Consider the following 13,807-nt stretch of genomic DNA (forward strand, 5'->3'; position numbering starts at 1 on the left):
CGCGCTCCTACAGCGCGCACTGCTGCGTGTCGACCTGCTGGTTGGCCGTCCGGCCGAGCGTGATGTCCTCGCGGATCTCGTCCGCCGTCAGGGCATAGCCGGTCTGGGGGTCGTCGAGCGATCGCGCGAAGATGACTCCGTACACCTTGCCCTCCGGGGTGAGGAGCGGACCTCCGGAGTTGCCCTGGCGCACGGTGGTGAAGAGCGAGTAGACATCGCGGCGGACTTCACTGCGGCGGTAGATGTCGGGCCCGTTGGCGTCGATGCGGCCCCGGACACGCGCGGAGCGTACGTCGTACGCGCCGTTCTCCGGGAAGCCCGCGACGATCGCGCCGTCGCTGCTCGTGGCGTCGGAGCCGGTGAACTGGAGCGGTTTCGCCGGGAGGTTCGGCACATCCAGTACGGCGATGTCGCGCCGCCAGTCGTAGAGGACGACCTTGGCGTCGTACAGCCGCCCCTCACCGCCTATCTGGACCGTGGGCTCGTTCACACCGCCGACCACATGCGCGTTGGTCATCACCCGGCGGTCGGAGAAGACGAATCCGGAGCCTTCGAGAACCTTGCCGCAGCTCTGGGCCGTACCGACGACCTTCACGATGGACTTCTTGGCCTCGGCGGCGACCCGGCTGCCGGCGAGCGCCGGATCCGGGGGGCTGACCTCGGTGATGGGCTCATTGGCGAACGGGCTGAAGACCGGCGGGAAGCCCTTCTGGGCCAGCACGGAGGAGAAGTCCGTGAACCACGTCGATGCCTGACGGGGGGCCACCTGGGAGACCCCGAGCAGCACCTTGGAGCTACGGACCTCCTTGCCGAGCGTCGGCAGCGAGGTGCCGGCGAGGGCAGAGCCGATCAGCCAGGCGACCATCAGCATGGCCACGACGTTGACCAGCGCGCCGCCGGTGGCGTCCAGGGCGCGGGCGGGTGACCACGTGATGTAGCGGCGGAGTTTGTTGCCGAGGTGGGTGGTGAAGGCCTGGCCGACGGAGGCACAGACGATCACTATGACGACCGCGACGACGGCGGCCGTGGTGGAGACCTCCGAGTCCTGGGTCATCTTGGCCCAGACCACGGGGAGGAGATAGACGGCGACGAGACCGCCGCCGAGGAAGCCGATCACCGACAGAATGCCGACGACGAATCCCTGGCGGTAGCCGACGATCGCGAACCACACGGCGGCGAGCAGCAGCAGGATGTCCAGCACGTTCACCGTCAATAGCCTCGCTTGCCTCGCGGATTCGTCTCCGGTCGGCATCGACCGGCCTGCAGTACGGAGGGCCCGCCCGGCTGATGGGACCGGACCCGGGGCGGCCCCTCGCGGGGGCCGCCATTGTCACAGCCCCTGGAAGGGGCGCGGTACGTCAGCCTGTCATGGGCGCCAATCGAGCGGGACCTGCCGGGAGCGGTTCCACGGCCGCTCCCAGCCCGCGAAATGCAGAATTCGGTCGATCACTCCGGCCGTGAAGCCCCAGACCAGGGCAGACGCGACCAGAAAAGCCGGGCCGTGGTGACCGCTGGGGTGGTGGGCGGTCACGCGGTTGGCGGGGTCCGTGAGATCTGCCACGGGCACGGTGAAGACCCGGGCCGTCTCGGCGGGGTCCACGACGCCGACGGGGGTGGGCGCACGCCACCAGCCGAGCACGGGCGTCACCACGAAGCCGCTCACCGGGATGTACAGCTTGGGCAGCACCCCGAAGAGCTGGACACCCGAGGGATCGAGACCGGTCTCCTCCTCGGCCTCCCGGAGCGCGGCCCGCAGCGGTCCCGAGGCCGCCGGGTCTCCGTCCCCCGGGTCGAGGGCGCCGCCGGGGAACGAGGGCTGTCCGGGATGTGAGCGCAGGCTGCTGGAGCGCTCCATGAGCAGCAGCTCGGGCCCCCGCTTCCCCTCGCCGAAGAGGATGAGCACGGCCGACTGCCGCCCGCTGCCGCTCTCGGGCGGCAGAAAGCGGCTGAGCTGCTCCGGCGCCACGGTCCGCGCCGCGCTCACGACGGGCATCAGCCAGTCCGGCAGCCCGTCGGTCGTGACGTCGATCCCGCTCGCCGGGTCGTCGTAGGTCTCTTCAGCGCGCGTCATAGGCACCCCTGTCGGACAACGCCTGCCATCGGCCGGATCGTTCCGCCCTGGTCCGGCTCCACTCGTTCGTGCCCCTGTCCCTGTCCCGTTCATGCCGCTGTTCCGCTTGTGTCGCTGTCCCGTTCGTGCCGCTGTCCCGTTCGTGACCTCATACGGCGCGGCTCCGTCGCCTGCTCAATGCGGCCGGAGCCCCGCCGTCCGCTTGGGCCCGGTACGGAGCCTCATGCGGCGCCCAGCGGCGGGGCGGGCTTGCCCGGGTAGTCGGCGGGCGGGCTGAGCCGCTGGCCCGGGTAGCCGCCCATCTCGTACTTGAGGAGCTTCCTCGCCTTCTCCGGATCCGTCTCCCCTTCTCCGTACGAAGGGCAGAGATGCGCGATCGGGCAAGCGCCACAGGCCGGTTTACGGGAGTGGCAGATGCGGCGGCCGTGGAAGATCACCCGGTGCGACAGCATCGTCCACTCGCTCTTGGGAAAGATCGCGGCGATCTCAGCCTCGACCTTCTCCGGGTCCTCCTGGTCGGTCCACTTCCAGCGGCGGACCAGCCGGCCGAAGTGCGTGTCGACAGTGAGGCCGGCGACGCCGAAGGCATTGCCCAGAACGACGTTGGCCGTCTTGCGGCCCACACCCGGCAGCGTCACCAGGTCCGCCAGCCGGCCGGGGACCTCGCCGTCGAAGCGGTCGCGCAGAGCCGTGGACAGACCTATGAGCGACTTCGCCTTGGCGCGGAAGAAGCCCGTCGGGCGGATGACCGCCTCCAGCTCCTCCGGCACGGCCGCCGCCATGTCCTCGGGCGTCGGATACTTCGCGAAGAGCGCGGGCGTCGTCTGGTTGACCCGGAGGTCGGTCGTCTGGGCCGACAGGACCGTCGCCACCAGCAGCTCGAACGGATTGCGAAAATCCAGCTCGGGATGGGCGTACGGATACACCTCGGCCAGTTCGCGATTTATCCGGCGGGCCCGGCGGACCATCGCCAGTCTCGACTCTGGCTTGACTGTTGACCCTTTTGTGGCTTTTTTCGGTTTCACTGAGGACTGTTCGCCCACAGCGGAATTGCTCTCCGCGGACACTCTTCCAGCCCCCTTGGCCTGCGCTGTCACCGGCGAGTTGGACACCCGGCCAGCGTAAAGCCCTCCACTGACATCCGCCCCGGCCACGGCCGATCACCACTCGAATCGGCCCCCAGGGCACAGTGGGGCACGCCCGTACGTCAAACTTGTGACTGATCGCATGGTTTCGAACAACCGGAATTCGGCAGAGGGTGAAGCAGCCCAGGAAAAGCCAGCCACCCGAGAAGAAGCGGCACGTACGGCATCATGGGGACCACGGTCCCGAGCAGGTGGGGACCACGGTTCCCTGAGCAGGTCGACAAGGAGAGAACACGTGGACGACGTTCTGCGGCGTGCCCCGCTCTTCGCGGCGCTCGATGACGAGCAGGCGGCGGAGCTCCGCGCCTCGATGAGTGAAGCGACGCTCGCCCGCGGCGACGCGCTTTTCCACGAGGGCGACCCCGGCGACCGCCTTTACGTGGTCACCGAGGGCAAGGTCAAGCTGCACCGCACCTCCCCCGACGGCCGCGAGAACATGCTGGCTGTACTCGGCCCCGGAGAGCTGATCGGCGAGCTGTCCCTCTTCGACCCGGGCCCGCGCACCGCCACCGCCAGCGCGCTCACCGAGGTCAAGCTCCTCGGCCTCGGTCACGGCGACCTCCAGCCCTGGCTGAACGCCCGCCCGGAGGTGGCCACAGCCCTGCTGCGCGCCGTCGCCCGCAGGCTGCGCAAGACCAACGACCAGATGTCCGATCTGGTCTTCTCGGACGTTCCCGGCCGCGTGGCCCGTGCCCTCCTCGACCTGTCGCGCCGCTTCGGCGTGCAGTCGGAGGAAGGCATCCACGTCGTCCACGACCTGACCCAGGAAGAGCTGGCCCAGCTGGTCGGCGCCTCCCGCGAGACGGTCAACAAGGCGCTCGCCGACTTCGCACAGCGCGGCTGGCTGCGCCTGGAGGCGCGCGCGGTGATCCTGCTGGACGTGGAGCGTCTCGCGAAGCGCTCGCGCTGACGGGACGGCATCCCGGCCAGGGACCTCCTTCAGGACTCCTGGAGGACCCCCTCCTAAAAGGGCCTCCTCTTAAAGAAGGGCCGCTTCCGGCCGACAGATCGGTCGGAAGCGGCCCTTCTTTCTGCCTGGGACCTGTCCCTCTTCGCCCAGGGCCTGTCCGCCGGACAGGCCTGGCTAGATCAGGCCGTGTTCCCGCAGGTATTCGAGCTGCGCGCGTACCGACAGCTCGGCCGCCGGCCACAGGGATCTGTCCACGGCCGCGTAGACCTGCGCCACCACCTCGGAGGGCAGCCGGTGGCCGTTCTCGACGGCCGTCTCCACCTGGGCGAGGCGGTGCGCGCGATGGGCGAGGTAGAACTCCACCGCGCCCTGGGCGTCCTCCAGTACGGCGCCGTGGCCCGGCAGGATCGTGTGGACGCCGTCGTCCACCGTGAGCGAGCGCAGCCGGCGGAGCGAGTCGAGGTAGTCGCCGAGCCGGCCGTCGGGGTGCGCGACGACCGTGGTGCCGCGGCCGAGGACGGTGTCGCCGGTCAGCACCGCGCGGTCGGCGGGCAGGTGGAAACAGAGCGAGTCGGCGGTGTGGCCCGGGGTGGGAACGACCCGCATGTCGAGGCCGCCGGTGGTGATGACGTCTCCGGCCGCCAGCCCCTCGTCCCCGAGACGCAGCGCCGGGTCCAGGGCGCGGACGGACGTACGGGTCAGGGCGGCGAAGCGCGCCGCGCCGGCCGCGTGGTCCGGGTGGCCGTGGGTGAGAAGAGTCAGCGCGATCCGCTTCCCCGCCTTCTCCGCGGTGGCGATGACCGCCTTGAGATGTGTGTCGTCGAGCGGACCCGGGTCGATGACGACCGCCAGTTCCGAGTCCGGCTCGGAGACGATCCACGTGTTGGTGCCGTCGAGGGTCATCGCGGAGGGGTTCGGGGCGAGCACATTGATGGCGCGGGCGGTGGCGGGGCCGGACAGCACCCCGCCGCGCGGCCGGCCGGGAAGGGCAGCCGCGTCGGTCATCGGGGGCTCCTGTCGGCCCGACCCGCCGAATCGGCGGAGCGGGCGGGATCCACGGGGCCACCAGAACCGGCAGAATCCGCAGACTCGGCAGGACCAGCGGGATCAACGGGACCAACTGGACCAGTGGGACCGGCAGCATCAGCCGGGTGGGCCGCATCAGTGCGACCAGCGCCGACACCGCCTGGGCCATCAGGTCCCGTGGCATCCAGGCGCTTGGTGAACTCGTCGTGCCCCGGCCAACTCAGCACCAGTTCCCCGCCCTCCAGCCTGGCCGTGGCCAGCACAGGCGTCAGATCGCGTCCGTCGGCACCGGCGAGCGCCTCGGCGGCCGTACCGTACGACCGGAGCTCGCGCAGCGTCGAAACGGTCGGCGGCATCATCAGCAGCTCGCCCCTGTCGTACGCCTCCGTCGCCTCGGCCGGCCTGATCCACACCGTACGGTCGGCCTCCGTCGAGGCGTTCCTGGTCCGCTGGCCCGCCGGCAGCGCGGCCACGAAGAACCAGGTGTCGTAGCGGCGCGGCTCGAACTCCGGGGTGATCCAGCGGGCCCACGCGCCGAGCAGATCGCTGCGCAGTACCAGTCCGCGCCGGTCCAGGAAGTCCGCGAAGGACAGTTCGCGCTCGACCAGGGCCGCCCGGTCGGCCTCCCAGCCGTCGCCCGTGGTGTCGTCCACCACCGTCCCGGCACTCTCCCCCGCGAGCAGGACGCCGGCCTCCTCGTACGTCTCCCGGACCGCCGCGCAGACGATGGCCTGCGCGGACGCGGCGTCCACTCCGAGCCGCCGCGCCCACACGTCGCGGCTGGGCCCCGCCCAGCCGACGAGCCGGTCGTCGTCCCTCGGATCGACTCCGCCGCCGGGATACGCGTACGCACCGGCCGCGAAGGCCATGGAGGCCCGGCGCCGCAGCATATGGACGGCGAGCCCGTCGCCGGAGTACGGGGCAGAGGCGGGGGCGGGACCAGCGGAGAGCGGGGCAGGGCCACCGGAGCCGCCCGCGTCGTCGCGCAGGAGCATCACGGTCGCGGCCCGCCGGGGCGTCGCCGCGGTGATCTCACCGGCGGCGAGGGCACGGATCCGCTCAGGCCATTCGGGCGGGTACCACTGACCATTGGGCATGGCCGGATGCTATGCGCTGACGCGAGGATGTTCGAGAGGCAACTGGTGCGATGCCGTGAACACCGAGCGCGCCCGACCGCCGCGTGTGCGATGCCGTGAACACCCGTGCACGCCCGACCGCCACGGACACCGTGCACCGCGCAACCCTGACCGTGCACGCCCCCGAGAACAGAGAAGATCCCGCCCGGTGCGCATCCGTACACGCACCAAGCGGGATCTCGGTCCCCTCATCAGGCCGTCGGCGATCAGAGAATCGGCTGTCGTCAGGGGCAAACGAGCGGCCCCAGGCCTCCCTGGGTCTTCCTCGGGAAAGCCCCGGGGAAGCCCTACGCCTCGGTCAGCTCGACCTGGATCTCCACCTCGACCGGTGCGTCCAGCGGCAGCACCGCCACACCCACGGCGCTGCGCGCGTGCACTCCCTTGTCGCCGAGGACCTCGCCCAGCAGTTCGCTGGCGCCGTTGATGACGCCCGGCTGACCAGTGAAGTCCGAGGCCGAGGCGACGAAGCCGGTGACCTTGACCACGCGCGCGATGCGGTCCAGGTCGCCGGTGACCGATTTCACCGCCGCCAGGGCGTTGAGCGCGCAGGTACGGGCCAGTTCCTTGGCCTCTTCCGCGGTGACCTCGGCACCGACCTTGCCGGTGACCGGAAGCTTGCCCTCCACCATCGGGAGCTGGCCCGACGTGTAGACGTACGCCCCGCTCCGGACGGCGGGCTGATAGGCGGCCAGCGGCGGTACGACCTCGGGCAGCGTCAGCCCCAGTTCGGCGAGGGTGGCCTCCACGGCCCCGCTCATGCGGCTTTCTCCCGCTTCAGGTAGGCCACCAGCTGCTCCGGGTTGTTCGGCCCGGGGACGACCTGGACAAGCTCCCAGCCGTCCTCGCCCCAGGTGTCCAGAATCTGCTTGGTCGCGTGTACGAGAAGAGGCACGGTCGCGTATTCCCACTTGGTCATGTGCCCGACTGTAGTCGTAGCTCCCGGCGGCCTCGTGCGTAGCCCGCGGCCGTACTGGTTAGGCTCGAATACGTGAGCAGGCTCCAGGTCGTCAGTGGCAAGGGCGGTACCGGTAAGACGACGGTCGCCGCCGCCCTCGCGCTCGCCCTCGCGACCGAGGGCAAGCGCACTCTTCTCGTGGAGGTCGAGGGAAGACAAGGAATCGCACAGCTTTTTGAGACGGAGGCCCTTCCGTACGAGGAGCGGAAGATCGCTGTCGCCTCGGGCGGCGGTGAGGTGTACGCGCTGGCCATCGACGCCGAGCGCGCCCTCCTCGACTACCTCCAGATGTTCTACAAACTCGGCAGCGCGGGCCGGGCGCTCAAGAAAATAGGCGCGATCGACTTCGCCACCACGATCGCCCCGGGCGTCAGGGACGTACTGCTGACCGGTAAGGCGTGCGAGGCCGTACGCAGGCGGGACAAGCAGGGACGTTTCGCGTACGACTACGTGGTGATGGACGCCCCGCCCACCGGTCGCATCACCCGCTTCCTCAATGTGAACGACGAGGTGGCGGGGCTGGCGAAGATCGGGCCGATACACAATCAGGCGCAGGCCGTGATGCGCATCCTGAAGTCCCGCGAGACCGCCGTGCATCTGGTGACGCTGCTGGAGGAGATGCCGGTCCAGGAGACCGCCGACGGCATCACCGAGCTGAAGGCCGCGGAGCTGCGGGTCGGCAAGGTCATCGTGAACATGGTGCGCCCGCACCTCCTTGACGAGGCGGCCGTCCGCGCGGCGTCCGGGGACCGCCGCAAGGAGGTCGCCAAGGCGCTGGCGGCGGCCGGGGTGTCCGCGCCCACGAAGGTCGTCGGCCCGCTCCTCGACCAGGCCGCGGAGCATGCCCAGCGTGTCGAGCTGGAGCGCGAGCAGCGGGCCGTCCTGACCAAGCTGGGGCTGCCCACGTACGAACTCCCCCTGATCGGCGAGGGGATGGACCTCGCCGGTCTCTACCGGCTGGCGGGGGAGCTACGGCAACTTGGGAAGGTCTTCTCATGACCCTGGACCCGGCGGCTGCCCCGCTCGAAGTGGACCCGCTGCTCGACGATCCGGGCACCCGCATCATCGTGTGCTGCGGCTCGGGCGGTGTCGGCAAGACGACCACCGCGGCGGCTCTCGGCGTACGGGCGGCGGAACGCGGCCGGAAGGCCGTCGTCCTCACCATCGACCCGGCCCGGCGGCTGGCCCAGTCCATGGGCATCGACTCGCTCGACAACACCCCGCGGCGGGTGAAGGGCGTCGAGGGTCCCGGCGAACTGCACGCCATGATGCTCGACATGAAGCGGACCTTCGACGAGATCGTCGAGGCGCACGCGGCCCCGGACCGGGCCCGCGCGATCCTGGAGAACCCCTTCTACCAGTCCCTGTCGGCCGGCTTCGCCGGTACGCAGGAGTACATGGCGATGGAGAAGCTGGGGCAGCTGCGGGCCCGCGACGACTGGGATCTGATCATCGTGGACACCCCGCCGTCGAGGTCCGCGCTGGACTTCCTGGACGCGCCGAAGCGGCTGGGTTCCTTCCTCGACGGGAAGTTCATCAAGCTGCTGATGGCCCCGGCGAAGATGGGCGGCCGGGCTGGGATGAAGTTCCTGAATGTCGGTATGTCGATGATGACGGGCACGCTCGGAAAGCTGCTGGGCGGTCAACTCCTGCGTGATGTGCAGACGTTCGTGGCGGCGATGGACACGATGTTCGGCGGGTTCCGTACGCGCGCGGACGCGACGTACCGGCTGCTTCAAGCGCCGGGCACGGCGTTTCTGGTGGTCGCGGCGCCGGAGCGGGACGCGCTGCGGGAGGCGGCGTACTTCGTGGAGCGACTGGCGGCCGAGGGGATGCCGCTGGCGGGTCTCGTCCTCAACCGCGTCCATGGCAGTGGCGCTGCCCGGCTCTCGGCCGAGCGGGCGCGGGCCGCGGCAGAAAATCTTGAAGAGATCCGCATGGTGGATCAGGAGGCTGGGAAGGCTGATGGGCGTGGCACTGCTGCCCCGGAAGGCTCCTCTCCCGAAGCCTCCGAGACACATGAGGCCCCCCGAGCCGCCGAATCCTCACCCCAGTCCGACTTGTCCCACCCGTCCACATCCACGGCGTCCGCACCGCCCGCGACGTCTGCGACATCCATGACGCCCACGCCGTCCGCGGCGGCCGCACCCGCGTCGGAGCCCGCTTCCGCGACCGCTTCCACGGCCTCTTCTGTCACAACTGTGGAACAGCTGACGGCTGGTCTGCTGCGCCTGCATGCCGAACGGATGCAGGTGCTCGCACGCGAAGAGCGCACCCGCACCCGCTTCACCGCACTGCACCCCGAGGTGGCCGTGGCCGAGGTGGCCGCCCTGCCCGGCGATGTTCATGACCTCGCCGGGCTGAGGGCCATCGGCCAGCGCCTCGCGGCCGGTCGGGCCACGACCTGACCTGCGCGGACGCGGTGGCGGACGCGGCTGATCGAGCCGCGACAACCGTGTGAGCACCGGGCACGCCGACATCGACGTGACGACATGGACGTGACGGCGTCAGCCCCGCCGCCGCGACGGCACGAGCCCGTTGCGCCCTGGGGATCCAGGCACAACGGACCGAACTCCGCCACAACGGACCGAACTCCGCCGACGACGACAATGGATCCCGACAGCGAATCGCTGCCGTATACGCGAGGGACACCGCCTGCCGCATCACACGCGACACGGTGCATCACACGCGACACGGTGACGAGTCGTCTCCCGCAAGCCGTACGACGCCGTAGGCGTACGGACGCAGGGCATCGACCGGCGCCCCGGCCGGGGCGGGAGCCACTTCGGTGTGACCCGAAGCGCCGCCGCCCCACCAGGACCTGACCGGCCGCTCCAGAGCTACCCCACCGCCGCGTACGTCTCGTACGTCTCGTCATCCTCCAAGCCCACGGGCAGCAGGCCCGCACTGCGCTCGTACTCCGTGCGGGCGGTCTCGAGCAGCCGTCGCCAGGAGGTGACGGTCGGGCGCCTGCGCAGCAGTGCGCGGCGCTCCCGCTCGGTCATCCCGCCCCACACGCCGAATTCGACGCGATTGTCCAGCGCGTCGGCCAGGCACTCGGTCCGCACCGGGCATCCGGTGCACACCGCCTTGGCCCTGTTCTGCGCTGCGCCTTGTACGAACAGTTCGTCCGGATCGGTAGTGCGGCATGCTGCCTGCGCACTCCAGTCGGTTACCCAGCCCATGCTGGCGCCGTCCTCTCCCGAATTGAGGCTCCCCCACGGCGGCAGCGGCATATTCACCGTTGCCAGTTGAGGACGTTACGGAAGGTGGGCACAGCGCAACACCCCCTTCGGGCCCAATCTTGAATGGCCCGAACGGACTATGCGTACGCGGCAGATCACCCAGGGGAGTGACCCAAGGGCATAACCGACCAAACCGACAGAGTCGGCTATTTCAGTTGAGCGAAAACGGGTATGCGCTGACACACAAGGGGAATTCGGGCATCAACATCCCGGGCTTCATGTTCAACGGAGCTTGCACGGAGTTTGCACGGAGTTCGCGTCGGAGGCTTCGGAGGCTTTCGGGAGCTTGATGCACAACCGCACTGCTGTGACAGCTGGGAGCAGCTTAGGCCAGAGCCTTGACGCGTGTCCGGCGAATGAGAACGTAGGCTGCCCCCATGCCAAAGAAGCGCTCGGGCGGGGGTCTGACCGGGACCCAGCAGGCCGCCAAATTCCTCGGTGTCAGTGTGCTCGCGGGTGCGGTGCTGGCGGGAATCGCTCTGCCGGCCTTCGGGGCGCTGGGGCTCGCGGCCAAGGGAAGCGTCGAGGGGTTCGACGAAATCCCCGCCAACCTCAAGACGCCGCCCCTGAGTCAGCGCACCACGATCCTGGACTCCCAGGGCGGACACATGGCCACGGTCTACTCCCGTGACCGTACCGTCGTACCGCTCAAGGACATCTCCCCGTACATGCAGAAGGCGATCGTCGCGATCGAGGATTCGCGTTTCTACGAGCACGGGGCCATCGACCTCAAGGGCGTGCTGCGTGCCGTCAACCGCAACGCGCAGTCGGGCAGCGTCTCCCAGGGCGCCTCGACCCTGACCCAGCAGTACGTGAAGAACGTGTTCGTGGAGGAGGCCGGCGACGACCCGGACAAGGTCGCGCAGGCCACCCAGCAGACCCTGGGCCGGAAGATCCAGGAGCTGAAGTACGCGATCCAGGTCGAGGAGGAGCTGGGCAAGAAGAAGATCCTCGAGAACTACCTGAACATCACCTTCTTCGGGCAGCAGGCATACGGCATCGAGGCGGCGGCCCAGCGCTACTTCTCCAAGTCGGCCAAGGACCTGAAGGTGGAGGAGGCGGCGATGCTCGCGGGCATCGTCCAGTCGCCGAGCCGCTACGACCCGGTCAACGACGAGGAAGAGGCCACCAAGCGGCGCAACACCGTGCTGCAGCGGATGGCCGATGTCCGCGACATCTCCCAGACCGAGGCCGACCGGGCCAAGGCCACGAAGATCAAGCTCGATGTGAGCCGCCCGGAGAACGGCTGCATCACCGCCGTCAGCGGCGCGGGCTTCTTCTGCGACTACGTGCGCGAGGCGTTCCTCACCGACAAGGTCTTCGGCAAGAGCCGCGAGGAGCGCGCCAAGGTCTGGAACCAGGGCGGTCTGACGATCCGTACGACGATGGACCCGAAGGCGCAGGAGTCGGTCCAGCAGTCGATCAAGAACCACGTCAACCAGAGCGACAAGGTCGCCTCGGCGGTGACCCTGGTCGAGCCCGGCACCGGCAAGATCCTGGGCATGGGGCAGTCCAAGCCGTACGGCTTCGGGAAGAACGAGACCCAGATCAACCTCTCGGTCGACCACAGCATGGGCGGTTCGAACTACGGCTTCCCGACCGGTTCGACGTTCAAGCCGTTCCTGGCGACGGCGGCCATCGAGCGGGGCGTCCCGGCGACGCAGTCGTACCCGGCGCCCTACCAGATGCCGTATCCGGCCTCGATCCAGACCTGTAGCGGCAGCCCGTGGGTCAACACCGGCAACGACACGGCGGAGAACGAGAACGAGAGCGAGGTCGGCCCGTACGCGCTGAAGGAGGCGATGGCCAAGTCGGTCAACACCTACTTCGTGCAGATGATCGGGCAGATCGGCCTCTGCCCCGTGACGGAATCGATCTCCAAGCTGGGCGTCGTCCAGGGTGACGGCAAGAAGCTCCCCGAGTCGCCGTCGGCGCTCACGCTGGGCTCGCAGGGCATCTCGCCGCTGCGGATGGCGAGCGCGTACGCGGCGTACGCGAACCGGGGCACCTACTGCACTCCGGTCGCCATCTCCTCCATCAAGACAGCGGCGGGCAAGAGCCTCGCGGTCCCGAAGTCGGGCTGCAGCCGGGCGATGTCCGAGAAGACCGCGGACACGATCAACACCCTGCTGAAGGGCGTGGTCGACTCCGGTACGGGCGAGAAGGCCGGACTCACGAGCCGGGACAGCGCGGGCAAGACGGGTACGACCGACGCCCGTAAGAACGCCTGGTTCGTCGGGTACACCCCGAACATGTCCGGCGCGGTCTGGGTCGGCAGCCCGTCCCAGCAGGTCGAGATGCAGGACATCACCATCGGCGGCGTCTACCACGACCTGGTGTTCGGTGGTGCGGTGCCTGGGCCGATCTGGAAGGACGCGGTGTCCGGCGCGCTGGACGGCAAGCCCGCTCCCGGCTTCACGACCGTCGACATCCCGGACGGGGCGAAGGACCGGGACGAGGAGAAGGACAAGCCGGACAACGGCGGTGACAACCGCGGTCAGGGCAACGGCGGCCAGGGCAACGGCGGCCAGGACGGAAAGCCGAACGACGGCGGTGGCGGCGGCGGTCGGGACGAGAGGCCGTCGTGGCCGGACATCGAGTTCCCGCCGAACGGGAACGGCGGGCAGGACGGCGGCTGGAACTTCCCGTAGATCGTCTGCACGGAGGAACACCACGGGAAGACGAACGTGAAAGGGCGCCCGGTCGGTGACGCTGACGCGTCAGCGACCGGGCGCCCTCATGTCTCTGTGCCGTGCCTGAGCCCTGAGCCGGTGCTGCCGCTCAGCCGGCGGTGAGCGACTGCTTCACCAGGGCGGCGACCCGGCCGCCCTCGGCGCGGCCGGCGACCTTCGGGTTCACGATCTTCATCACGGCACCCATGGCGCGCTGGCCCTCAGCTCCGGCCGCCTTCGCCTCCTCGACGGCCTGGGCGACGATCGAGCCCAGCTCCTCGTCGCTCAGCTGCTTCGGCAGGTACGCGTCGAGGATCACGCCCTCCGCCCTCTCCCGCTCGGCCTGCTCGGCACGGCCACCCTGAGTGAAGGCCTCGGCCGCCTCACGGCGCTTCTTCGCCTCCTTGGCGATCACTTTCTGCACCTCGTCGTCGGAGAGCTCGCGCGCGGACGTGCCCGAGACCTCCTCTTTGGTGATCGCCGAGAGGGTGAGCCGGAGCGTCGCGGAGCGCAGCTCGTCACGCGCCCTGATGGCCTCGGTGAGGTCGTCCTTCAGCTTGGACTTAAGACTGGTGCTGGTCATGCGGCAAGTGTGGCAGGTGCCCAGCTGGGCCCGCCCGTGGATTTCCCACCCTTACGACGTCTGC

The 13,807-nt window shown here is 69.4% G+C and carries 13 protein-coding genes; 4 read left to right on the forward strand and 9 right to left on the reverse strand.

Annotated features, from left to right (window positions below; all coding sequences use genetic code 11):
* Window positions 1-7: 7 nt before the first annotated feature.
* From ACIQD6_RS32395 to nth, 3 genes are all read right to left on the reverse strand, one after another.
* Window positions 8-1,207 (reverse strand): MarP family serine protease, encoded by a 1,200-nt coding sequence (locus ACIQD6_RS32395; protein WP_401889569.1) that lies wholly within the window; start codon window positions 1,205-1,207, stop codon window positions 8-10.
* 159 nt (window positions 1,208-1,366) lie between these two features.
* The gene (locus ACIQD6_RS32400; RefSeq protein WP_401889572.1) at window positions 1,367-2,071 is read right to left on the reverse strand and encodes an NUDIX hydrolase; all 705 of its coding nucleotides are present in this window, start codon (window positions 2,069-2,071) and stop codon (window positions 1,367-1,369) included.
* A gap of 221 nt (window positions 2,072-2,292) precedes the next feature.
* Window positions 2,293-3,183, reverse strand: a complete 891-nt coding sequence (gene nth / locus ACIQD6_RS32405; protein WP_401889574.1) for an endonuclease III — start codon at window positions 3,181-3,183, stop codon at window positions 2,293-2,295.
* A gap of 268 nt (window positions 3,184-3,451) precedes the next feature.
* Between nth and ACIQD6_RS32410 the strand changes: the two genes are divergently transcribed.
* Complete coding sequence (locus ACIQD6_RS32410; protein ID WP_030353254.1) at window positions 3,452-4,126, forward strand: Crp/Fnr family transcriptional regulator; 675 nt, start codon at window positions 3,452-3,454, stop codon at window positions 4,124-4,126.
* Window positions 4,127-4,300: 174 nt separating this feature from the next.
* Here ACIQD6_RS32410 and ACIQD6_RS32415 read toward each other — a convergent pair whose 3' ends face one another.
* The 4 genes from ACIQD6_RS32415 to ACIQD6_RS32430 form a co-directional block, all read right to left on the reverse strand.
* Window positions 4,301-5,131, reverse strand: coding sequence for an MBL fold metallo-hydrolase (locus tag ACIQD6_RS32415; RefSeq protein WP_401889576.1), 831 nt, complete (start codon window positions 5,129-5,131; stop codon window positions 4,301-4,303).
* Window positions 5,128-6,249, reverse strand: coding sequence for an NUDIX hydrolase (locus tag ACIQD6_RS32420; RefSeq protein ID WP_401889578.1), 1,122 nt, complete (start codon window positions 6,247-6,249; stop codon window positions 5,128-5,130). The genes ACIQD6_RS32415 and ACIQD6_RS32420 overlap by 4 nt, the downstream gene beginning before the upstream one ends.
* Before the next feature lie 326 nt (window positions 6,250-6,575).
* Window positions 6,576-7,046 carry a RidA family protein gene (locus ACIQD6_RS32425; RefSeq protein WP_401889581.1) on the reverse strand — a complete coding sequence of 157 codons (471 nt, stop codon included), beginning with the start codon at window positions 7,044-7,046 and terminating at the stop codon, window positions 6,576-6,578.
* Entirely contained in the window at window positions 7,043-7,204 is a 162-nt protein-coding gene (locus tag ACIQD6_RS32430; RefSeq protein ID WP_014178397.1) for a DUF4177 domain-containing protein, read from the reverse strand. Before ACIQD6_RS32430 ends, ACIQD6_RS32425 begins: the two co-directional genes overlap by 4 nt.
* A 72-nt stretch (window positions 7,205-7,276) precedes the next feature.
* Here ACIQD6_RS32430 and ACIQD6_RS32435 point away from each other — a divergent pair, with 72 nt between their 5' ends.
* A complete protein-coding gene (locus tag ACIQD6_RS32435) occupies window positions 7,277-8,242 on the forward strand; it encodes an ArsA family ATPase (protein ID WP_401889583.1) in 966 nt (321 codons plus the stop codon).
* Entirely contained in the window at window positions 8,239-9,651 is a 1,413-nt protein-coding gene (locus ACIQD6_RS32440) for an ArsA family ATPase (RefSeq protein ID WP_401889585.1), read from the forward strand. The genes ACIQD6_RS32435 and ACIQD6_RS32440 overlap by 4 nt, the downstream gene beginning before the upstream one ends.
* Window positions 9,652-10,083: 432 nt before the next feature.
* Here the strand turns inward: ACIQD6_RS32440 and ACIQD6_RS32445 are convergent, their stop codons facing one another.
* Window positions 10,084-10,428: a WhiB family transcriptional regulator gene (locus tag ACIQD6_RS32445; RefSeq protein ID WP_030353248.1), complete on the reverse strand. Its 345-nt coding sequence runs from the start codon at window positions 10,426-10,428 to the stop codon at window positions 10,084-10,086.
* A gap of 437 nt (window positions 10,429-10,865) precedes the next feature.
* On the opposite strand from ACIQD6_RS32445, the gene ACIQD6_RS32450 reads away from it, so the two are divergent.
* The gene (locus tag ACIQD6_RS32450; RefSeq protein WP_401889588.1) at window positions 10,866-13,139 is read left to right on the forward strand and encodes a transglycosylase domain-containing protein; all 2,274 of its coding nucleotides are present in this window, start codon (window positions 10,866-10,868) and stop codon (window positions 13,137-13,139) included.
* Between the two features lie 130 nt (window positions 13,140-13,269).
* Here ACIQD6_RS32450 and ACIQD6_RS32455 read toward each other — a convergent pair whose 3' ends face one another.
* The gene (locus tag ACIQD6_RS32455; protein WP_401889591.1) at window positions 13,270-13,743 is read right to left on the reverse strand and encodes a GatB/YqeY domain-containing protein; all 474 of its coding nucleotides are present in this window, start codon (window positions 13,741-13,743) and stop codon (window positions 13,270-13,272) included.
* Window positions 13,744-13,807 lie beyond the last annotated feature (64 nt).

Source organism: Streptomyces sp. NPDC088400, assembly GCF_044753355.1.
Classification (GTDB): Bacteria; Actinomycetota; Actinomycetes; order Streptomycetales; family Streptomycetaceae; genus Streptomyces.